Origin of the sequence: Halomonas sp. McD50-4 (assembly GCF_022348135.1) — a bacterium.
GTDB classification, from domain to species: Bacteria; Pseudomonadota; Gammaproteobacteria; order Pseudomonadales; family Halomonadaceae; genus Vreelandella; species Vreelandella piezotolerans.
In genome coordinates this window covers 45054-65675 of the sequence record NZ_JAKRFG010000001.1, presented here as the reverse complement: position 1 = coordinate 65675, position 20622 = coordinate 45054, and the positions used below count along the sequence as shown (strand labels likewise).

The 20622-nt window shown below is 56.4% G+C and carries 21 protein-coding genes; 15 read left to right on the top strand and 6 right to left on the bottom strand.

Features of this window, described 5'->3' with window-relative positions:
• Positions 1-41: 41 nt before the first annotated feature.
• The gene (locus tag MHM85_RS00325) at positions 42-590 is read right to left on the bottom strand and encodes a DUF3833 domain-containing protein (protein WP_139527594.1); all 549 of its coding nucleotides are present in this window, start codon (positions 588-590) and stop codon (positions 42-44) included.
• Positions 591-822: 232 nt separating this feature from the next.
• Between MHM85_RS00325 and MHM85_RS00320 the strand changes: the two genes are divergently transcribed.
• The 6 genes from MHM85_RS00320 to yidD are packed head-to-tail and all read left to right on the top strand — an operon-like array spanning position 823 to position 5499.
• Complete coding sequence (locus MHM85_RS00320) at positions 823-1659, top strand: ATP-dependent zinc protease (RefSeq protein ID WP_139527596.1); 837 nt, start codon at positions 823-825, stop codon at positions 1657-1659.
• A gap of 38 nt (positions 1660-1697) precedes the next feature.
• Entirely contained in the window at positions 1698-3221 is a 1524-nt protein-coding gene (locus MHM85_RS00315; RefSeq protein WP_139527598.1) for an inactive transglutaminase family protein, read from the top strand.
• Positions 3218-4216, top strand: a complete 999-nt coding sequence (locus tag MHM85_RS00310; protein WP_139527600.1) for an alpha-L-glutamate ligase-like protein — start codon at positions 3218-3220, stop codon at positions 4214-4216. Before MHM85_RS00315 ends, MHM85_RS00310 begins: the two co-directional genes overlap by 4 nt.
• A gap of 31 nt (positions 4217-4247) precedes the next feature.
• Positions 4248-4697 carry a transcriptional repressor gene (locus MHM85_RS00305; protein ID WP_139527601.1) on the top strand — a complete coding sequence of 150 codons (450 nt, stop codon included), beginning with the start codon at positions 4248-4250 and terminating at the stop codon, positions 4695-4697.
• Entirely contained in the window at positions 4697-5170 is a 474-nt protein-coding gene (hisI, locus tag MHM85_RS00300) for a phosphoribosyl-AMP cyclohydrolase (RefSeq protein WP_139527603.1), read from the top strand. The genes MHM85_RS00305 and hisI overlap by 1 nt, the downstream gene beginning before the upstream one ends.
• Positions 5171-5187: 17 nt before the next feature.
• Entirely contained in the window at positions 5188-5499 is a 312-nt protein-coding gene (gene yidD / locus MHM85_RS00295; RefSeq protein WP_239286386.1) for a membrane protein insertion efficiency factor YidD, read from the top strand.
• 18 nt (positions 5500-5517) lie between these two features.
• Here the strand turns inward: yidD and MHM85_RS00290 are convergent, their stop codons facing one another.
• Positions 5518-5931, bottom strand: a complete 414-nt coding sequence (locus MHM85_RS00290) for a SufE family protein (RefSeq protein ID WP_139527606.1) — start codon at positions 5929-5931, stop codon at positions 5518-5520.
• Positions 5932-5969: 38 nt separating this feature from the next.
• On the bottom strand, positions 5970-7181 hold the full coding sequence (locus tag MHM85_RS00285; protein ID WP_239286378.1) for a site-specific integrase: 1212 nt from the start codon (positions 7179-7181) through the stop codon (positions 5970-5972).
• A 208-nt stretch (positions 7182-7389) separates the two neighbouring features.
• On the opposite strand from MHM85_RS00285, the gene MHM85_RS00280 reads away from it, so the two are divergent.
• Positions 7390-8433: a DNA-binding protein gene (locus MHM85_RS00280; RefSeq protein WP_219863733.1), complete on the top strand. Its 1044-nt coding sequence runs from the start codon at positions 7390-7392 to the stop codon at positions 8431-8433.
• A gap of 98 nt (positions 8434-8531) precedes the next feature.
• Here the strand turns inward: MHM85_RS00280 and nfuA are convergent, their stop codons facing one another.
• Positions 8532-9137, bottom strand: a complete 606-nt coding sequence (gene nfuA, locus MHM85_RS00275) for a Fe-S biogenesis protein NfuA (RefSeq protein ID WP_139527610.1) — start codon at positions 9135-9137, stop codon at positions 8532-8534.
• A 268-nt stretch (positions 9138-9405) separates the two neighbouring features.
• Here nfuA and metH point away from each other — a divergent pair, with 268 nt between their 5' ends.
• From metH to MHM85_RS00255, 4 genes are all read left to right on the top strand, one after another.
• Entirely contained in the window at positions 9406-13101 is a 3696-nt protein-coding gene (metH, locus tag MHM85_RS00270) for a methionine synthase (protein WP_219863731.1), read from the top strand.
• An 11-nt stretch (positions 13102-13112) separates the two neighbouring features.
• Entirely contained in the window at positions 13113-14447 is a 1335-nt protein-coding gene (locus MHM85_RS00265; protein ID WP_219863729.1) for an MATE family efflux transporter, read from the top strand.
• Between the two features lie 120 nt (positions 14448-14567).
• Positions 14568-16226 (top strand): nitrite/sulfite reductase, encoded by a 1659-nt coding sequence (locus MHM85_RS00260; RefSeq protein ID WP_219863727.1) that lies wholly within the window; start codon positions 14568-14570, stop codon positions 16224-16226.
• A complete protein-coding gene (locus MHM85_RS00255) occupies positions 16213-16755 on the top strand; it encodes a DUF934 domain-containing protein (protein ID WP_139527618.1) in 543 nt (180 codons plus the stop codon). Before MHM85_RS00260 ends, MHM85_RS00255 begins: the two co-directional genes overlap by 14 nt.
• Positions 16756-16810: 55 nt before the next feature.
• Here MHM85_RS00255 and smrA read toward each other — a convergent pair whose 3' ends face one another.
• The gene (smrA, locus tag MHM85_RS00250; protein WP_139527620.1) at positions 16811-17401 is read right to left on the bottom strand and encodes a DNA endonuclease SmrA; all 591 of its coding nucleotides are present in this window, start codon (positions 17399-17401) and stop codon (positions 16811-16813) included.
• Positions 17402-17535: 134 nt separating this feature from the next.
• Between smrA and MHM85_RS00245 the strand changes: the two genes are divergently transcribed.
• The 3 genes from MHM85_RS00245 to MHM85_RS00235 are packed head-to-tail and all read left to right on the top strand — an operon-like array spanning position 17536 to position 19084.
• Positions 17536-18054 (top strand): gamma-glutamylcyclotransferase family protein, encoded by a 519-nt coding sequence (locus tag MHM85_RS00245; protein WP_153843326.1) that lies wholly within the window; start codon positions 17536-17538, stop codon positions 18052-18054.
• Positions 18055-18062: 8 nt separating this feature from the next.
• The gene (gene wrbA, locus MHM85_RS00240) at positions 18063-18692 is read left to right on the top strand and encodes an NAD(P)H:quinone oxidoreductase (RefSeq protein WP_239286377.1); all 630 of its coding nucleotides are present in this window, start codon (positions 18063-18065) and stop codon (positions 18690-18692) included.
• Positions 18689-19084, top strand: coding sequence for a DUF2069 domain-containing protein (locus tag MHM85_RS00235; protein WP_219863723.1), 396 nt, complete (start codon positions 18689-18691; stop codon positions 19082-19084). Before wrbA ends, MHM85_RS00235 begins: the two co-directional genes overlap by 4 nt.
• A 6-nt stretch (positions 19085-19090) precedes the next feature.
• On the opposite strand, the gene MHM85_RS00230 is transcribed toward MHM85_RS00235, so the two are convergent.
• Positions 19091-19777: a cytochrome b/b6 domain-containing protein gene (locus MHM85_RS00230; RefSeq protein ID WP_219863721.1), complete on the bottom strand. Its 687-nt coding sequence runs from the start codon at positions 19775-19777 to the stop codon at positions 19091-19093.
• 184 nt (positions 19778-19961) lie between these two features.
• On the opposite strand from MHM85_RS00230, the gene pdxH reads away from it, so the two are divergent.
• A complete protein-coding gene (gene pdxH, locus MHM85_RS00225) occupies positions 19962-20606 on the top strand; it encodes a pyridoxamine 5'-phosphate oxidase (protein WP_139527629.1) in 645 nt (214 codons plus the stop codon).
• Positions 20607-20622: the final 16 nt, after the last annotated feature.

Sequence of the window (20622 nt, the reverse complement as noted above, 5' to 3'; positions counted from 1 at the left end):
AGCAGCTTGGCGTGCCGCCAAGCTGCTTTTTTAATGGCTGCCTAGCGGTCGACTTGTTCGAATACGAGCGTTATTTCTCCCAGTGTCAGGCCAAATTTGCGCATGGCGGTGCGGTTAATGAGTCGCCCGTCGGGCTGAAGGTACATCCAGTCATCCATGGTGAAACTGAGCGTACGTCCTCCCACGTCGATGTCGAGTGGGTAGCGCATGTGAAACGCGTGGCCATATTGCCGGGCATCGACTTGGCCCTCGACGTCATTGGCGGTACCAATCCAGCGGTGCTCGTCGACACGCTCGAATTCCCAAACGCGCTGGTCGGTTTCACCATCGGAAAATACGAAGGCTTCATCTAGCGTTAGCGTGTCGCCCTCGAAAGTACCCGTGATATCGACTGTAAAACGCCGCTGTACTTCACCTGAGTAGTCTTGCACCATTCCCCAAGCGCGAGTTTGGCCCGTAAAGTACTCCGCAATGTCTAAGCGGGGGGCGGTATCAGCATACTCCTCGATGTTGACGCTGGTACAGCCAGTAAGCAGCACAACACTAGATACGAGCAAGAAGGCACGCAGGCGCTTTCGTGAGAGTTTCATTGAGGAAATCCTTGATATCAATGTCGAAGTGTATAGTTATTGTAGGAGAAAATATGGCGGTTCAATAGATGTCGTTAGCGCTATGCCATCCTAGACGTTATCCGCAGTTCGCATAATATATATTATGTTAAATCAAGTGAAATGGTCTGATGAAAAACCGCTACCATGTTGGACAAGCGGACTGCCTTCTCCTTATCATTCGTGCTCTTACTGTCCAAGGATATCCCTCGTTATGCGCTCAGGTGTTTTATGGCTAATGGCCGGTTTGTCAATGTCGTTTGCAGGCTGCGCAGTGACACAGCCAGAGTCGAATGAACCGCCGCCGTTGAGCGAGGCCTCGTTCAATAACCGCATCCTTGAACTTGAAGCGTCCCTTTCACAACGTTGTGAAGCGACGACGCAATTGCATGAACAGCAGAGTAGTCAGCAGCAGGTGCTAACGGCCGACGTTCGCGAGGTAGGCAGCTTGTTGCGGCTAATGCGCCAAGATATTGCGAGCTTGGAAGCACGCGGTGAAGAGCCCGTCATCATACGTGAAGAGTGCAGTGTCACAGAGCCTGCAGACAACAAAACGCTGCTGGGACGCAGCGAATGGGTGGGATTACCCAGCATTGGTACTTATCTGAAGGCTCGGGTGGACTCAGGGGCCAACACCTCTTCCCTGTCTGCCGCTGACATCACGCGTTTTGAGCGTGACGGTGAAGACTGGGTGCGTTTCAAGTTAGCGCTCAATGATGACGACGTCGTCGTCGATCAAGTGCGCGATGAGTGGATCGAGGCGCCTATCGAGCGACGCGTCAAAATCGTGCAGGCTTCTGGCGAAGAGTCCCGTCCTGTCATTTCTCTACTCATGACATTGGGCCCCATCCGCGAAAATGTCGAATTCACCTTGAACGACCGTACGCATTTGGATTACCCGGTGCTACTGGGTCGTCGCTTCATGATGGATATTGCCACGATCGATGTGGCCGAAACGTATCTGCATGACCGCCCGGAATTTCCAGGTGGTGAGCCCTCTGAAGAAGCGGCTGACGATGAAGCGGCCGATCAAGACGATACCGAAGAGTAATACCACTCCCCTGCCGCTTTACGCTGAAAGGAATCACCATGTCCCGGTTGCCGTTTTATTTTATCGTTGGGTTACTACTGCTGGTCGGGATCGTCGCCAGCGTGCATCGCCATTTACAGTTCGAGATTCCCTGGTTTCCAGGAGAACAGCGCCAAGTGTGGGAAATTGAAGCAGTCATTAACTTCAACGCACAAAATGGTCCAGTGCAGGTCGATTTGGCGTTGCCATCTCACCAGGCCGGGTTTCGCGTACTGACTGAAAACACCGCCTCATCCGGTTATGGGCTTGCCTATCAGGCGGATGAGCTGGGTCGGCAAGCCCAGTGGACCATCCGTGAGGCAGCAGGCAGCCAGCAACTTTATTACTCCGTGCAGATGCTGGTATCCCCTGATTCGCGTGCGCCCGTACAAACGCCGCCCGGCATTCCAGCCGTCACTCCCTGGGAAAGCCCCTACGACACGGCGGCCAACCAGCTAATCGAGCGCGCCTGGGGGCGTAGCGCCAATAACGCCACGTTCGCTCGTGAACTTATCTTGGATATCAATGGCGAGCGACAAGGTGAAAACGCCCGCTTGCTGCTAACTCAGATGCAGCCTTCCGCGCTGATCGTTCGCCTTTTGAATCAGGCAGGCGTGCAGGCAAGAGAAGTCAGCGGTTTGCTCCTCGAGGACGGTCGCCGCCGCCAAACGCTGAGTAGTTGGATTCAAGTGTTCGACCAAACCGCCGAAGAGTGGGCGCTGTTCAACCCTGCCACTGGCGAGCAGGGACAGCCTGATAACCTGCTGCTGTGGGAAACCGGTGGTCGTGCCGTACTCGAAGTTCAAGGTGGCACTAACTCTCGCGTATCGTTCTCGATGTTGACCCATTATCAGCCAGCATCCGCGGCGGTCCGTAACCACTACTCGGACGATACGCTGCTGAATTTCTCGATTCACAGCCTACCATTAGAAGAGCAAGCGCTGTTCCAAACTATCCTTTTGATACCGATTGGCGCGCTGGTCGTGGTGTTCCTACGTGTGCTGGTGGGCGTAAAGACATCGGGCACGTTCATGCCGGTACTGATTGCGCTGGCCTTCATTCAAACGACGCTGCTCACCGGTTTGATTGGATTCTTGCTGATCGTCGCCGTTGGCTTGATCATCCGTAACTACCTTTCTTACTTGAATTTGCTGTTGGTGGCGAGGGTATCGGCGGTCATCATTACGGTCATCGCGATCATCTCGATCTTCACTGTGCTGGCCTACCGTATGGGTCTGAGTGCCGGATTGACGGTCACGTTCTTCCCGATGATCATCCTAGCGTGGACCATCGAGCGGATGTCGATCCTTTGGGAGGAGGAAGGGCCCAAGCAGGTGCTAATCCAGGGCGGTGGTAGCCTGCTGACCGCCGTGTTGGCTTTCCTGGCAATGAACAACCCGTGGGTACGCCATATCACGTTCAACTTCCTGGGCGTGCAGCTCATCTTGATGGCATTCATTCTGCTGCTGGGTAATTACACCGGCTATCGCCTGCTGGAGTTGCGCCGTTTCAAACCCATCACCGAAGACGAGAAGCCGTCATGAGTTGGCTGAAAAACTGGACGTGGCCTACCCGTCTTCGGGATAAAGGCATCGTGGGTATGAACCGGCGTAACATTCGCTACATAGGGCGGTATAACGCACGTCGGCTCTATCCGCTGGTGGATGATAAGTTAAAGACGAAACTGCTGGCTCAGCAGTACGGCATTACCACCCCTGAGCTGATTGGCACGGTCACGACACAGTTTGGTGTTCAACACATTAGCGAAATGCTAGATGGCCATGCGGGATTCGTGATCAAGCCTGCCAAAGGGAGCGGTGGCAAAGGTATTTTGGTCATCGAGAAAGTAGAGAATGGTTTGTTCTACAAACCCAGCGGTGCGAGCCTAACGATCAGCGATATCGAACGTCACGTCTCCAACCTCCTCTCGGGGTTGTATTCGCTTGGTGGTTCACCCGACGTGGCCGTGATCGAAACGCTGATCAATTTCGAAGAGAGCTTATTGGAGTATACCTACGAAGGCGTTCCCGATATTCGCGTCATCGTCTTCAAGGGTTACCCAGTCATGGCGATGATGCGCCTCTCCACCGCCGCCTCCGATGGTAAAGCGAATCTTCACCAAGGCGCCGTCGGCGTGGGGTTGAACATTGCCACCGGGGCAGCGCTGCGTGGCGTGCAGTTCGACCGTCCTTGTTACAGCCATCCCGATACGGGGCACGACTTGGCCAGTCTGGTCGTACCCCAGTGGGAAACACTGCTGCACCTAGCGGCGGGCTGCTACGAGATGACCGGCCTTGGCTACCTGGGGACCGATATGGTGTTGGATCGTCAACACGGACCAATGCTGCTGGAGCTCAATGCCCGACCCGGCTTGGCGATTCAGATGACCAACGGCGAAGGCTTGCGCCGTCGCTTGGATCTCATCGAGCGTCAACCCGACAACGTCCCGGTGGCCAAGCGTGTCGCGTTTGCCCAGCACCACTTTGCGCGCAAGAGCGAGCTGGTCGATACCCCTGACACACCTTCGGCAACGGCGTAGACTGCTTGTCTAATGCCCAACGAGTGATCCAATGACAGAAGCCAATACGCTATTGCAGCAAGCAGAATCTCAGTGCCACACCCGCGGTGTTCGGTTCACCCCGATACGCCGCAGGGTGCTTGAGCTCATCGCAGAGCATGGCGGAGGGCTGAAAGCGTATGACCTGCTGGACCAGCTTTCTACGGAGCACGCTGCCGCTCGCCCGCCCACCGTCTACCGCGCGCTGGAATTTCTTATCGAGCAGGGGTTGGTGCACCGTATCGAATCGCAGAATGCGTATGTCGCCTGCGCCTGCCCTGAGCATACCCACGGCTTCCAGCTGCTCATCTGCCGTCAATGTGGTTACGTCGAAGAGCTGCACTTGGATGAAATCAGCGATCAGCTTGCGGCCCTGGCAAAGCGCCAAGGCTTCAACGTCGAGCGTCAAACCATCGAGCTTCAGGGTTTGTGCCAAGCGTGCCGAACAGCGAGTAATGCCTAATGTCTCAACTTGACTCAATGACTCCCAAGCAATTTTTCAAGGCGCTAGAGTCCGCCTCACCCACCGATAGCTTGCCCTCATTGGCCACACTGTTAGATGCTGTCCAATTCAACGAAGATGGCCTAATCCCCGCCATCGCCCAGCAGCACGATACCAAAGAGGTGCTGATGATGGCATGGATGAACCGCGAAGCCCTTGAGGAGACGTTGACCACGCAGCGAGTATGCTACTACTCGCGCTCGCGCCAGAAGCTTTGGCGCAAAGGCGAAACCTCGGGCCAACAACAGCGCCTCATTAACGCGGCGCTGGACTGTGACGGCGATACGCTGCTCGTACAGGTCGATCAAACGGGGCCTGCCTGTCACACTGGACGTCGCAGCTGTTTCTATGTCTCGTTAGGGGCAGACGGCGCAAAGATCACCAGCGAGCCGATGATCGATCCGGCAACGCTTTACGGTAAAAAAACACCGTGAAAAACGTATGGCGGCTCCTGCAGCGAGGCTGTCATAGATTACTGACCGCCATATTGGTGGGCTGCATACGCATCTACCAATACACTCTCAGCCCATTATTGGGCCCGCGGTGCCGCTTTTGGCCAAGCTGCTCTGCCTACGCCATCGAAGCGCTCCAGGTGCATGGTCCGATCAAAGGAGGCTGGATGGCCGCCAAGCGCATCGTAAAATGCCACCCTGGCCATCCAGGGGGCATGGATCCGGTACCCGGTGGGCGCAGCGAAGCGTTATGCCGTGATGATCAGGAGCAAACGTCAAAGCGCTGCTGCTCGACCTGCGGCCATCACTAATCGCGTGCTCCTCGTTTATCACTGCTTGGCTACTTGATAAATACGCTCTAGCATCGCGTGTAAGCCATTACTGCGCGTTGGCGAAAGATGTTTATCAAGCCCCAAGTCTTTCAAGAAATGCGGCTCGGTCTGACTGATCTCTTCTGGCGTACGCTCGCTATAGATGCGTAGCAGCACGGCGATCAGTCCAGAGACAATGGCCGCATCCGAGGTCGCTTTAAACACGAGCTTGTCACCCGCCTGTTCATGGCACATCCATACATTGGATTGGCAGCCCTGAATTTTGAACTCGTCGGTTCGCCGCTCTTCGGGAAAGTCAGGAAGCTGCTTGCCCATATCGATGATGTATTGATAGCGGTCCATCCAGTTATCGAACATCTCGAACTCTTCCACCAGCTCCTGCTGGGCTAGCTCTGCGCCTGAAGTCGCCATGGCGTATCCTTTGGGTTGATGAGTCTTTATAGCCGCTATTATAACGGTTCAGCCCGTTTTTTTGGGGGCGTTTTCAAGCGGTGTCGCTGCTGCTCGTGATGCCACTCGTCGGCTTCGGTGTGTAAATAGCGACGGGTGGTATCCAGCTTGGCGTGGCGGGCGCTTTCCGCCAAGTAGCGTAAGCTAACGCCTGATTGCGCTTGGTGGGTAATCGCCGTATGCCTCAGCCAGTGAGGCGTTGCTCGCCGAAGCGCCTCGACATAAGCAGGCTTGCCGCCCTTCTCTTCGAGTGCGTCAGCAGCGTTGGCCAACGTCTCTTTGATCAATCGGTAAAGCTGGTTGTCGCTTATACCTCTGCGCTTATCCAGCGCGCGAATCACCGGGGTTGGCTCGTGATAGCCTGGCAATGATACGAGACCCAGCGCTTCTCGCCAGGTTTGCAGGCTTTCGAGCATGTCCACGGGCACGGGTATGCGGGCTTGCTTACTGCCCTTCCCTATCACGCGCCACCACCAGCGACCTTCGACTTCGTGAAAGTCACTCATTTGAGCATTGGCCATCTCGCTAACTCGTGGCGCTAGTAGGTAGGCAAAGCTAAAGATAAACCGTCTTCGGGCACCCTCATAAACGAGCCGTGCGTCATTGCTATGGCTCGGCTGGTTTAGCCACTGCCACAACCAAGCCCATAGCGGCTGCTCCAGATAGCGCTCTATGCGCTGCCCCTGATTGTTCATTCGCCGCGCTTTGTCGCGCATCAGCGCAAAGGGGTTGTGCCCTACCCAGCCGGCCTCCACCAGCCAGCTAAACAAGCCCTGCAGAATGATCAGGCTCTGCCGACGACTCGTGGGAGAAAGACCGTTTCTAAACGGCCGCCACTCAGGATGCTCTCGGGGTTTTGAAGGCCCCACCCATACTGCCCGGGGCTGCGGGTTCTCTAGAAAAGCTTCGAACTGGCGCAGTAATTCACGGTTCATATCGGGCAGCCGTTTATCCTGGCTGGCTAGCCAAAGCAGCAGTCGTTCGGCTTCTCGCCGGTAGCTTTTGAGTGTTTGTGGGCTGTCTCGATACTCCGTTAACCACAGCAGCACGGCCTGGTGGTCGTTGTCCGCTTCGATTCGTGAACGCAGATGAGGAGACAGCGCTCGTTGGCTCGCTGGCCAGTGACTCCCCTCCCGCTTATCGCTGATGCCAGTCTCCGCACCAATGGGTGCGTGCTCGTCCGGGCCAAATCGAGTCATTGAAGGGGGCATGCTGGCTCCTTGCTAGCCGTGGTCTATATCGCTGTGAGCAGTGTGGCGTTACAGCGTTATAAATTCAAGATAATGAGCGTAATCTTGAATTTTACTGTTATTAAATAAATAATATTACGTTTTATGTTTTACGTAATAATTGTTTTTTTCTCACAAAGACAGGACAATGCCCCTCAAGTAACGCCACTCAACGCATGAGGAGGACGCCATGGCGCGCAACGGAGTTCAGTACAGTGACGTTCAGCAAGCAATCGACACGCTGCTTGCTCAAGGGGACGCCCCCAGCGTGCAGCGTATCCGCGAAGTGCTTGGCACCGGCAGTTTTACCACCATCAGCGAACACTTCCGGCAATGGCGCACCGAGCGTGAGCAAAATCGCGATGTACCGCCTCCCAAAGGGGTACCAGAAGTCGTCGTCAATGTAGCCAGTGAGCTATGGCGGGAAGCGCAAGAGTCGGCCTACCAAGCCCTAGTGCACTACCGAGAAGAGGCCAATCGTCAGGTGGAGGGCGCGCAGCAAGAAGCGGCCGAAGCACGTCAACAGGCTGCCAATGCCGAACAGCGTGAGAGCGCCCTGGCCGAGCACCTTCGCCACATTGAACTACGCCTGGAGGTGCTTCAGCGTGACCTGGGCGAAAGCCAGACCCATGAACGTCACTGGCAGCAGCAGGCAGAGAAAGCCGCTGAAGAAGTTAGCCACTATCGAGGGCAATTCGAGCAAGCCCAGCAAACTCTCAAAGCGGATCAGCAGCGTTTTAGTGAGCAACAGGCCGCGCAGCAAACTGCCTGGGAGCAGCGCTTGGCCCAAGAGGAACAGCGCAATGAGGCGTCAGAAGGCAAATTGATGGCGTTATTGGACACGCTGCGTCAAGAGCGGGCACAAGAAGAGAAAGTGCTGCAAAAGCGTCTACAGCAGCGGGAAGAGCGAGCAGAAGCGCTATCCAAAGAGGTTCGGCAGGTGACCGATGAACTACATCGCTATCAGCAGGAAAGCGCCTCTCAGCAGCAGCGCTTGGCAGAGCTCGAGCGCCACAATGCCGAGCTACAAACGCAGCGCAGAGAACTGCAGGTAGCGCTGGACAGGGCGAATCAGGCATTAGAGGCACAGCAACAACAAGCACGCGATAGCGATCAGTGGCAAGAACAGCTATGGCAGCGTATGGCGTCCTTGCAAGCTCAGTTGGCGGCACTACCAGAAGCACTCACGCCGCCTGCCAATGACCCGGCCCAACCAAAAAAGCCACCCCAATAGTGGGATGGCTATTCGCTATCAAGAGCGACGTTTAGCGCTGGCAGGTTAGTAAACCTAGCTCATGCGACCACGCTCTTTTTGGCATCTGCCGGATACGCTCAGCGGTAGTAGGCGTTCGTGGTATCGGTGTGATCGGTCACGTCACGGATACCTGCCAGCTCGGGAATACGCTCCATCAGTGTCTTCTCGACACCGTCCTTGAGCGTAAGATCCACTGCGGCACACCCCTGGCACCCCCCGCCAAAGGCCAGGATGGCCACTTTGTCGTCGGTCAGTTCGACGAGTTTGATTTCACCGCCATGAGCCGCCAGTCCAGGATTGATTTCGCTGTAGAGCGTGTAATTGATGCGATCTTCGAGCGGACTGTCGGCATTGACCTTGGGCATTTTGGCATTGGGGGCCTTGATGGTCAGTTGACCACCCATGCGGTCGGCGTTGAAATCGACCACCGCTTCTTCCAAAAAGGCAAGGCTGTTTTTGTCGAGAAAAACGTTGATTTTCTCGAGTTCGAGTTTGACGTCAGTGGGCTCTTCTTCACCAGGACGGCAGTACGCCAAGCAAGTTTCTGCGTAGGGAGTGCCGGGTTGAGTGATAAAAATGCGGACGGCTATTCCCTCGACGTTCTGTTTTTCGAGCAGTTCGGCGAGATATGTTTGTGCGCTGTCGGTAATGTCGATACCAGGCGCTTCGATAGTCGTGGTCATATGGGACACTGTCCTCCCGTGGTAGTGGCAACGCCACATCACATGTCATTTGCCACTATGGTAAGCAAAACCGCCTGCCGACACAATCCCGAGTATTTTAGTCGGCTATTGCGGTGTGCATGAGAAAGCTTAATAGAGAGACTGCAATAACTTCACGCCCATGTTTGCTGCCCTACAGGGTACCCTTTGGTATGATAAGCCCCGCTCACCTATCGACGACTATAAAAAACATCCTTTCCGACTGCGACGCTGGAGAATGTCCCCTGCCATGGCTGCTAGTGATTTGACTGCTTCCCTCACCCATCGCCTTTCCCAACGCATTCTCATTCTGGATGGCGGTATGGGCACCATGCTGCAGAATGCCCAACTCAGCGAGGAAGATTTCCGCGGAGAACGCTTCCGCGCTTGGCCATCGGATCTGAAAGGTAATAACGATCTACTTGCGTTGACCTGCCCCGATGTGGTCGCCCGTATCCACCGCGACTATCTCGAAGCGGGCGCAGACATCCTGGAAACGAACACGTTCAACAGTACTCGGCTCTCTCAAGCCGATTACGGCATGGAAGACCTGGTGCCGGAACTCAACCGCGAGTCGGCTCGCCTGGCGCGCGAGGTGTGCGACGCCGTGGCGGCGGAGACCGATGTCCCGCGTTATGTGGCCGGGGTGCTGGGGCCAACGTCGCGCACGGCGTCGCTTTCGCCCGACGTCAACGACCCCGCCAAACGTAACGTCACCTTCGACGAGTTGCGTGACAACTATTACGAAGCGGCCAGTGCTCTGATCGAAGGCGGTGCCGATTTGATCATGATCGAAACGATTTTCGACACGCTCAACGCCAAAGCCGCCATTTACGCCCTCGAGGAGTTATTCGATGATCTCGGTCGTCGTTTGCCGGTGATGATCTCCGGCACGATCACCGATGCCTCGGGCCGCACGCTGTCCGGCCAAACGACAGAGGCCTTTTGGAACTCCGTGCGTCATGCTAACCCGCTGTCGGTGGGCTTGAACTGCGCCCTGGGGGCCGAGGAGCTGCGCCCCTATCTGGAAGAACTCGCCACCAAAGCCGATACGTTCGTCTCTGCCCACCCTAACGCGGGTTTGCCGAATGAGTTTGGCGAGTACGACCAAACTCCAGAAGAGATGGCGGCGATCGTTGGTGAGTTTGCCCAGAGCGGCTTGGTCAACATCATTGGCGGCTGCTGCGGCTCGACGCCTGACCATATCCGCGCCATTGCCGAAGCCGTGCATTCTATGGCGCCCCGTCAAGTGCCTGAGCGCAGCAAAGCGTGCCGGCTGTCGGGTCTCGAGCCGTTCAACATCGAAGCCGACTCGCTGTTCGTCAACGTAGGCGAGCGCACCAACGTCACCGGCTCTGCTCGCTTCAAGCGCTTGATCGTAGAGGAAGATTTCACCACGGCTCTAGAAGTGGCTTTAGAGCAGGTCGAAAACGGCGCGCAGATCATCGACATCAACATGGATGAGGGGATGTTGGAGTCGCAAGAAGCCATGGTGCGCTTTTTGAACCTGATCGCAGGCGAGCCGGACATCGCCCGCGTGCCCATCATGATCGACTCCTCAAAGTGGGACATCATCGAAGCGGGCCTGAAGTGCGTTCAGGGCAAGGCAGTGGTCAACTCGATCTCGCTCAAGGAGGGGGAAGCCGCCTTCCGCGAACAGGCCACCAAGTGCCGTCGTTTTGGCGCCGCCATTGTCGTCATGGCGTTCGACGAAGAGGGCCAGGCCGATACGTTTGCGCGCAAGACCGAGATCTGCGAGCGCGCCTACCGGCTGCTCGTCGACGAGATTGGCTTCCCGCCGGAAGACATCATTTTCGACCCCAACATCTTCGCCATCGCCACGGGTATTGAAGAGCACAACAACTACGCCGTCGATTTCATCGAAGCCACCCAATGGATTCGTGAACACCTACCCCACGCCATGGTCTCTGGGGGCGTGTCCAACGTGTCTTTCTCGTTTCGAGGCAACAACCCCGTGCGGGAGGCGATTCACTCGGTCTTTCTCTACCACGCCATTCGTGCGGGCCTCACCATGGGCATCGTCAACGCGGGTCAGCTCGCAGTCTATGACGACCTGCCCACCGAGCTGCGTGAAGCCGTCGAAGACGTCGTGCTCAATCGCCGCAGCGACGGTACCGAGCGATTGCTGGAGATCGCCGATCAGTACAAGGGCGACGGCAGCGGCGCCGCCAAGAAAGAGGATCTCGAGTGGCGCAGTTGGCCGGTCAACAAGCGTATCGAGCATGCGCTGGTGAAAGGGGTCACCGCATACATCGAAGAGGATACCGAAGAAGCCCGAGCCCAGGCGGCCCGTCCTATCGAGGTGATCGAAGGTCCGTTGATGGATGGCATGAACGTGGTCGGCGACCTGTTTGGGGCGGGTAAGATGTTTTTGCCCCAGGTGGTCAAGTCCGCCCGTGTCATGAAGCAGGCGGTGGCGTATCTGATTCCCTTCATCGAAGCGGAAAAAAGTGAGGACACTCAGGCCAAGGGCAAAATCGTGATGGCCACGGTCAAGGGTGACGTCCACGACATCGGCAAGAACATCGTCGGCGTGGTACTGCAGTGTAACAACTACGAAGTCATCGACCTGGGCGTCATGGTACCGACCGAGAAAATTCTCCAGGCCGCCATCGACAACGATGCCGATATCATCGGCCTCTCCGGTCTGATTACCCCGTCGCTGGACGAGATGGTACACGTTGCCAAAGAGATGCAGCGCCGCGGTATGAACCTGCCGCTGCTGATTGGCGGCGCCACCACCTCAAAAGCACACACGGCGGTAAAAATCGAACCGCAGTATGAGCACCCCGTGATTTATGTCACCGACGCATCTCGCGCCGTGGGCGTGGCAGGCAGACTGCTAGCCCCCAATTTGAAGTCGGCCTACGTGGCCGAGATCCGTGAAGAGTACGAGAAAGTCCGCGAGCGCAACGCCAAACGCCGCCCCAAAGCGGCAGACCTGGACTATACCCAGGCGCGTAAACGACGCTTTCGCACCGATTGGGTAAATCACACGCCCGCCAAGCCGAATACCCTGGGGCTGATGACCTTCGACGAATATGATCTGGAAGAGCTGGTCGAGCGTATCGACTGGACGCCCTTCTTCATGAGTTGGCAACTTGCCGGGAAGTACCCAAAAATCCTCAATGACGAAGTGGTGGGCGAAGCCGCCCAGAGCCTGTTTGCCGATGCGCAAGTGATGCTACGCAAATTGATCGATGAACAGCGCGTGCATGCCCGCGGGGTCATTGGTTTATGGCCCGCCAACAGCGTGGATGACGACGTGATCGAGGTCTACGCCGATGAGAGTCGCACCAAGGTTATCGAGCGTTTGCACCACATCCGTCAGCAAACCACTAAGGGCCGTGACGGTATCTGCTACAGCCTGGCTGATTTCATCGCCCCGAAAGAGAGCGGCAAACCCGACTGGATTGGGGGCTTTGCGGTGACCACCGGACATGGCGTGGATGAACTCTCCAAAGCCTACGAGGCCGCCGGTGACGATTACAACGCCATCATGGTACAGGCGCTGACCGATCGGCTAGCCGAAGCCTTTGCCGAACGCATGCACGAGCGGGTGCGTAAAGAGTTTTGGGGCTACGTGCCTGAAGAGGCGCTGGATAACGATGCGCTGATTGCCGAGAAATATCAGGGTATTCGCCCTGCCCCTGGCTATCCTGCGTGCCCTGACCATACTGAAAAAGCGACGCTGTTCCGCCTGTTAAACGCCACGGAGAATACTGGCCTGACGCTCACGGAAAACTTTGCTATGTGGCCAGCGGCCGCCGTGTCGGGCTGGTACTTTGCGCACCCCCAGTCGAAGTACTTCTCCACCGGCAAAATCACCCGAGATCAGGTCGAGGTGCTGGCCGAGCGCAAGCAGATGCCGCTGACCGAAATGGAGCGTTGGCTCTCGCCGGTGCTCTCTTACGACCCTAGTTGATCGACTCATCCATGACGCCGGTAGTGCGCCGTCAAGGTAAGGTCATGCGTTTGGCCCTTCCGATCATGTTGGGCATGCTTTCTCAGAGCGTGCTCAACTTGATCGATGCTGCCCTAGTGAGTCATCTGGGACAAGAAGCGTTGGCAGGGGTCGGACTCGGCGGCTATGCCATGTTCATGATGACAGCGCTGGTGTTCGGTCTCTCTTCCAGCGTCCAGTCGCAAACCGCCCAGGCAGTAGGTGCCAATCAAAGTTGTCTTACACGTCCCCTAGGGTCCGGGTTGGTCATTGGTGTGGCTGTCGGTTTACCCATCTCTTGCATCGCTTGGTGGCAGGCGCCGGAGCTAATCCGATGGATTGCTCCCTCGCAAGCGGTCACGCACATTGCCGTCGACTACTTTCGCTTGCGGATCGTCGCACTGACCGCCATCGCGCTGACGCTATGCCTGCGCGGCTACTGGAACGGGCGACAGCAAACGCACCTCTACCTTCGTATCATCGTCGTCGTCCACACAACTAACGTTGCACTGAGCGCGGCTCTCATTTATGGGGTCGCTGGACTGCCAGGCTTAGGGGTGAACGGAGCCGCCATCGGTACGACCTTGTCACTGCTCTTGGGACTGGGGATCTGGGGAGTCATCACGTGGCGACAGCGTCAGCCGAACGCGCTTTCGATACCCTCCTGGCAGAGCATTTTGTCGACGCTGACGCTAGCGTTTCCCCATTCGCTACAGCAGCTTTGGTTTGCCGCTGGTTATGTCGTGCTCTTTTGGCTACTGGGTAAACTCGGCACGCCGAGCGTTGCGGTCGGTCATGTCTTAGTGAATATATCTCTTCTGCTGATTCTACCAGGCGTGGGCGTTGGAGTGGCGGCCATGAGTCTTGTCGGCGAGGCGCTGGGCCGTGACGATCGGCAGGCGGCACACCGCTGGGGCATTGACGCCTTGAGCGTTGCCGGTATGCTGCTGACTGTTTTAGCGTTACCAATGCTGGTGATACCCGACACGATTCTAGGCATTTTCTTTACCAATGAAGCGTTGGTTCAGTTAGGGAGACTGCCCCTGCAAATTACTGGCCTGATGATCGTGTTCGACGCCGCCGCGCTAGTACTGGCGCAGGCGTTGATGGGCGCTGGTGCTCAGCGTACCGTCATGCTGCTCACGCTAGGGATGCAGTGGCTACTCTTTTTACCTCTGGCGTGGTGGGTCGGTATTTGGCTCGGTTACGGGTTAGTCGGGGTCTGGTTGACACAGCTCTTTTACCGGCTGCTCAACTCCACTGGCTTTTTATGGGTGTGGCAGCGCCGCCGCTGGTTAGTCCATGACACTCACTCGCAGTTTAAATAGCATTTAACGATAAAAAGATAATTATATATTCTTTTGTAGAATATGACGCCCGCGTTAGAGTGACGGTATATTACCGTCCGTCTCGACGTGACCATTTCGCTTTTAGCAGGATCGTGCCACATGTACCGTTATGATATTCACGACCAAACGCTGGTTGACGAGCGCGTAGCGCAGTTCCGCGATCAGATGGAGCGCTACCAAGCCGGTCGTTTGGGAGAAGAAGAGTTTCGCCCGCTGCGGCTGCAAAACGGCCTGTACATTCAAAGGCATGCGCCGATGCTGCGTATTGCTATACCTTACGGTATGCTGGCGGGCCATCAGCTGCGTGCTTTGGCCGAGATCACTCGCCGCTACGACCGCGGCTACGGCCACTTCACCACGCGACAAAACCTGCAGCTCAACTGGCCTGCACTGGAAGACGTGCCGGATATCTTGGCCGAGCTGGCCAAAGTGCAGATGCACGCCATCCAAACCAGCGGTAACTGTATCCGCAATACCACCAGCGACCAGTTTGCGGGGATTGCCAACGACGAAGTCGAAGACCCGCGCCCTTGGTGCGAGCTGATCCGCCAGTGGTCTACCTTACACCCCGAGTTTGCTTACCTGCCGCGCAAATTCAAAATTGCCGTCAGCGGCGCCGCCCAAGATCGGGCAGCGATTCAGGTTCATGACATTGGCCTGCGCTTGTGGCGCAACGCTGACGGCGAGCTTCGCGTCAAAGTATTGGCGGGTGGCGGTTTAGGCCGCACGCCGATGATTGGCGACGTGGTGCGTGAGGACCTGCCCTGGCAGCACCTGCTGACCTATCTCGAAGCGTGCGTGCGGGTTTATAACCAGTTCGGTCGCCGTGACAACAAGTTCAAGGCGCGTATCAAAATATTGGTGAAGGCACTCGGTATCGAAGAGTTCCGCCGACGTGTCGACGAAGAGTGGGCGCATTTGAAAGATGGCCCCCAGACACTGAATCAAGCCGCCGTCGACGCGGCCAAAGCGCACTTCCCCGAGCCTGAGCGCCGCTCGGTGGCCGACAGCTCGGTGGAAGCGTTCGATCAACTGCGTCGTGACAATCGCAGCTTTGCGCGTTTCGTCACCAATAATGTGACCGACCACAAAGTGCCGGGGTATAAAGCGGTCACACTGTCGCTGAAGCGCCGCGAGCATGCTCCAGGTGACGTGACTGCCGACCAGATGGACGCCGTGGCCGACCTCGCCGACCGCTACAGCTTTGGCGAAGTGCGGGTGACTCACGAACAGAATTTGGTGCTATCCGACGTGCCAGTCGACGAGCTCGAAGCGCTTTGGAAAGAACTGGATGCCCTGGGAATGGCCAACCCCACTGTAGGCACGCTGAACGACATCATCTGCTGCCCTGGTGGCGACTACTGCAGTCTTGCCAATGCGGTCTCCATTCCCATTGCTCAGGCGTTACAAGAGCGCTTCGAAGATTTGGATTTCCTGTACGACCTGGGGCCCCTGGATCTCAACATCTCAGGCTGCATGAATGCCTGCGGACACCACCACGTTGGCCATATCGGCATTCTTGGCGTGGATAAAAAAGGCGAAGAGTATTACCAAGTCTCGATTGGCGGTAATTCAACGGATGACGCCTCACTGGGTAAAATTCTGGGCCCCTCTTTCTTCCGTGAGGACGTGCCGGGCGTGGTCGAGAAGGTGCTCGAAGTTTACGTAGCCGAACGTCACGAAGATGAGCGCTTTCTGGATACGTATCGCCGTATTGGCCTAAAACCCTTCAAGGAGCGTGTTTATGCCCAGCAATGATACCCAAGTCGAGGCAATGGAACAGACCCCGGTCCACGTCGATCACTTGATCGACAACGGCGAACTGGCCGCGGAAAATGCTTGGTGCGTCTCCTACGATGCGCAAACACTGCCCGAGCAGCGCCCTGCCTTCGTCCCCCTTGCGCTATGGCAGAACAACCAGGCTGATACAGAACTGGCACCGCTGCTAGCGAGCGACACAGAGCTCAACGCTGAGCTGGCTAGTGAACTAAAGGCAGCACCCGCCGTCGCCGTCGACTTCCCCGCTTTCACCGACGGGCGTGGGTACACCATTGCCCGCCTACTCAGAGAACGTTACGGGTTTACGGGAGAGATACGTGCGGTAGGTGACGTTCTGGTCGATCAGTTGGATTACATGCGTCGCTGCGGTTTTTCGACCATGGCATTACGAGATGATCAGCACCCAGAAGATGCTCTGCGCGCCCTCAATGCGTTTAGCGTCCGGTACCAGACCGACGTAGAAGTACGCCAGGCGCTCTTCGAAAAGCGTTTAGCCACTACCCACTAAAGACAAGCTGCATCGCTAACGCCGACAAGGGCATGCCTTTGTCGGCGTTTTTTGTTTAGCCGCGCCGTTTCTGCTGGCGCTCGCGATTATTGGCTTTAGCACGGTCGCTTTTGCGTAGCATGATCCAGGTAGCGCCGAGCCCGCCTTCAGAGGGCTGGGCCGACACGTAAGCCTGCACCTCATCGAACTGAGCGAGCCACTTGGCGATATAGGAGCGCAACACGTTGGCCGGGCTGTCCACCTCCCGCCCTCGCCCATGAACGACCATTACCGAGCGGAGGTCGTGGGCATAGGCCTCCTGAATAAAGGGAAAGAGCATGCGTCGACACTCTGCTAGCGGTCGGCGAAGCAGATGAAGCTGGGCTTGCACGCTGTATCCGCCATGCTTCAATTTGTCGACCACCCCTTGTTGAATACCTTCACGGCGAAACTCGATAGGATCGAAAGGTGGCAGTAAATCGACGAAATCGTCCGAGAGAAAGTTACGCTCATCCAAACGCTCTTCGGCGCTTTCGCGTCTGGCCAACTGTGCTTCCGATGGCCGCTGACGTTGGGGACCTGTATCTGCACGATTGCGCTTTGGCAGTGGCTTCACATCACCCACTAACGCGCGGAAGTCCATTTCATCACGAAGTGACTGGCTCATAACAGGCTCCTCCGATAGGGTCTAGGCCTAGACAGCGTAATGTATCTTAGCAAAATCACCGACACTGCTTAAGACTTGTCTTATCACAGGCCGTTCTGCACCCTATACATCTACCTATCACCAAGGAAAGAGATATGAGCTGGGGAAAGCGATTAAGCGTCGGGTTGCTGGCTGGCGCGGTAGGCGTGACCGCTTGGCTCTGGCTGACCATGCTCAGCCCATGGTTCTATGAACGGCCTGATGAGCTGCCCACGATCGAACAGCGCACCCACCAAGTATTCGTTTACGGCACGCTACGTTATTGGCCGGTTCGTTGGATTGTCATGGGAGACTCAGGCTCGCCAGAGCCGGCACGCCTGGAAGGGTTCGAGCGTCATGGATTGGATCTTTCGCCGAGTGATCATAGCCATGTCGATGGTCTATTGTTGACCGTGTCACCACGCGCGCTCGAGCGCCTCGATCGTTATGAACGGCTCGGCATTCGCTATGAGCGCATAGAGCAGACACTGGCCGATGGCACTACAGCATGGGTTTATGTTCGGCTTCCGGAAGTCAGCCTGATGGATAGCGCTCCTGCCTATGGGATAGCTCTGTTACCATATGAGGCGTTGCCAGTGACCGCTCAACGCCTGGTCGCTCTGCCCACCAATTAGGATACGTCATGAGTGAAGCCACGCCTTTTGTCTTGATTCTGTATTACTCCCGTTCAGGAGCTACGGCAGACATGGCCCGCCAACTAGCAGCGGGCGTCGAGAGCATTCCCGGTATAGAAGCGCGACTGCGCACGGTACCTTCGGTTTCCCCCACCTGTGAAGCCGTCGACCCCGAGATTCCCGCTGAAGGGGCAGTCTACGCCGACCTGAACGATTTACGCCACTGCAGCGCACTGGCGTTGGGTAGCCCTACGCGCTTTGGCAATATGGCCGCGCCACTCAAGTTTTTTCTCGACACCACTAGCAGTCTTTGGATGAACGGCGCGCTAATCGACAAGCCCGCCAGTGCGTTTACCTCGACGTCTAGCTTGCATGGCGGCCAAGAAAGCACGTTGCTGACCATGCTGGTGCCACTTTTGCATCACGGTATGGTCTATGCGGGCATCCCCTATAGCGAGACGGAATTACTGAGCACTCAGCATGGCGGCACGCCTTACGGGGCCAGCCATGTGGCTGGCACACGCAGTGACCGACCGGTTGACGAGCACGAACGAGCGTTGTGCCAAGCACAAGGAAGACGGCTCGCCAAACTCGCGTTAGCCTTACATAAAATGCGCCAGGAGACGTCGTCATCATGAGACAGTGGTTAGAGACGCTGGAAGAGAAACACGGACTCGACACGTTGACAAGACAAGCACGACTGTTAGTGCTCGTCAGTTTTGGCGTGCTGCTTCTGCTGGTGATTTATCGTGGCTTCTTCGTACAGGGCGAAACGTTCAATTGGCGACCCGTGGTGGCGTTCATTTTGCCTTTGGTGCTGTTCTTGCCATCGATCATTGGTCAACGTGCCCGTGGGCACGCTTGGCTTGCCTTCGTCAGCTTGCTCTACTTCACCCAGGGTGTGATGTTGGCGACCTTGCCAGAACAGGGAATGAGAGGCGTATTAGAAGCGCTTGTATCGCTGGCGCTCTTTACGGGCTGCATGGGCTACGCACGCTTTCGAAGCCGACAACTCCGTCTTAACGGTTAAACGATATCAATAAAACCATAGCCAGCCACTGACACCTGCTGCGATCAGCAGCGCCCCAACGGCGTAGCAAGTTTGCCTGCGCGACGAGGCGGGTTTTGCGTCGACGGGCGGGCTATGAAATCTTTTCACTCCCGTCAACATGGCGGGAATGAGCCGCTCGCCTTGTAGCGTGTGCCAAAGTAGCCCTGCGACATGCAAACCAATCAACACTAACAGTAGATCGCTATTGAGTGAGTGTAACTGAGCGAGCAGATCGCCCATGTTAGCGTCTAACACTCCGTAAAGCGGTGCCTGAAAGAAAATATCATCGCTCAAGAACAGCCCACTCATCGCTTGAAATCCAAGCGACACTAGCAACAGTACGACCATCCACCCGCCGAGCGGATTATGGCTGGCGTAGGGAGATGCGCGCCGTGTCATTAGCGCTTTGGTATAGCGTGCGGTAGTCCTCGGGCCATATACGAACGTGCTAAAGCGAGCATAAGGGGTGCCTACCCAGCCCCAGATCAAGCGAAACACGAGTAACCCAATGATCAAATAGCCCGCCTGAGCATGTACTTCCAGCGGAAATAGAAAGGGCTGACCCATGGTTTTAGTGGTGTAGAAAGAAATAATCACCGCTGCCAGCAGGGACCAATGAAACAAGCGAATGAACGCATCCCATACGGCTATGCGTGTCGTGCGGCTCTGCATCGCGCTATCCTCAATCTTCGTACGAGTATATTTTCGCATTTATGGCAATATTCTCATAGAAGGATTCCGCGAGCTCTCCAACGCTGTGTCACTGGGCCATCCTGAACGAACAACACTTGAGCTTTAGCGTTAGACCAGCGAACATGACCTCATTGTAATTTATCACCTCAGGGGAGCTTCACCGATGACACGTAACATTGCCGACGTCAGGCGTGACTACGAGGGCGGGCGTTTGGACGAAACGCACACCTCCGACGACCCATTCGTGACGTTCGATGAGTGGTTCAGTCTGGCCCTTGACAGCGAAGGTAAAGATGGCAATGCCATGACGCTCTCTACGGTCGACAGTCAGGGTCGTCCTCATGCACGCGTTGTGCTGCTGAAAGGGTTCGACGAGCGAGGCATGGTGTTTTTCACCAACTATCATAGCCATAAAGGTAGCGAGCTGAGCAATGTGCCCTATGCCGCTCTCACCTTTTGGTGGCCGTCTCTATCACGTCAAGTGCGGATAGAGGGCCCGGTGGAGCAAGTTTCCGCCGAAGAGTCGGATGAATACTTCGCCAGTCGCCCACGCGGTAGTCAGCTCGGTGCTTGGATTGCCACCCAAAGCGTGGTGATTCCTGACAGGAACTGGATCGAAGAGCGTCAAAAGCGCTTCGAACAAGCTTATGAAGGCCAGGATATTCCCCGTCCTATTCACTGGGGAGGCTATCGGGTAAACCCGGAAATGATCGAGTTTTGGCAGGGGCAGCCCAGCCGCTTGCACGACCGACTGCGCTACGAACGGCGCGACGGCGGTGAGTGGAGCCGCTTCCGTTTAGCGCCCTGATGCCCAGGCGCAAGAC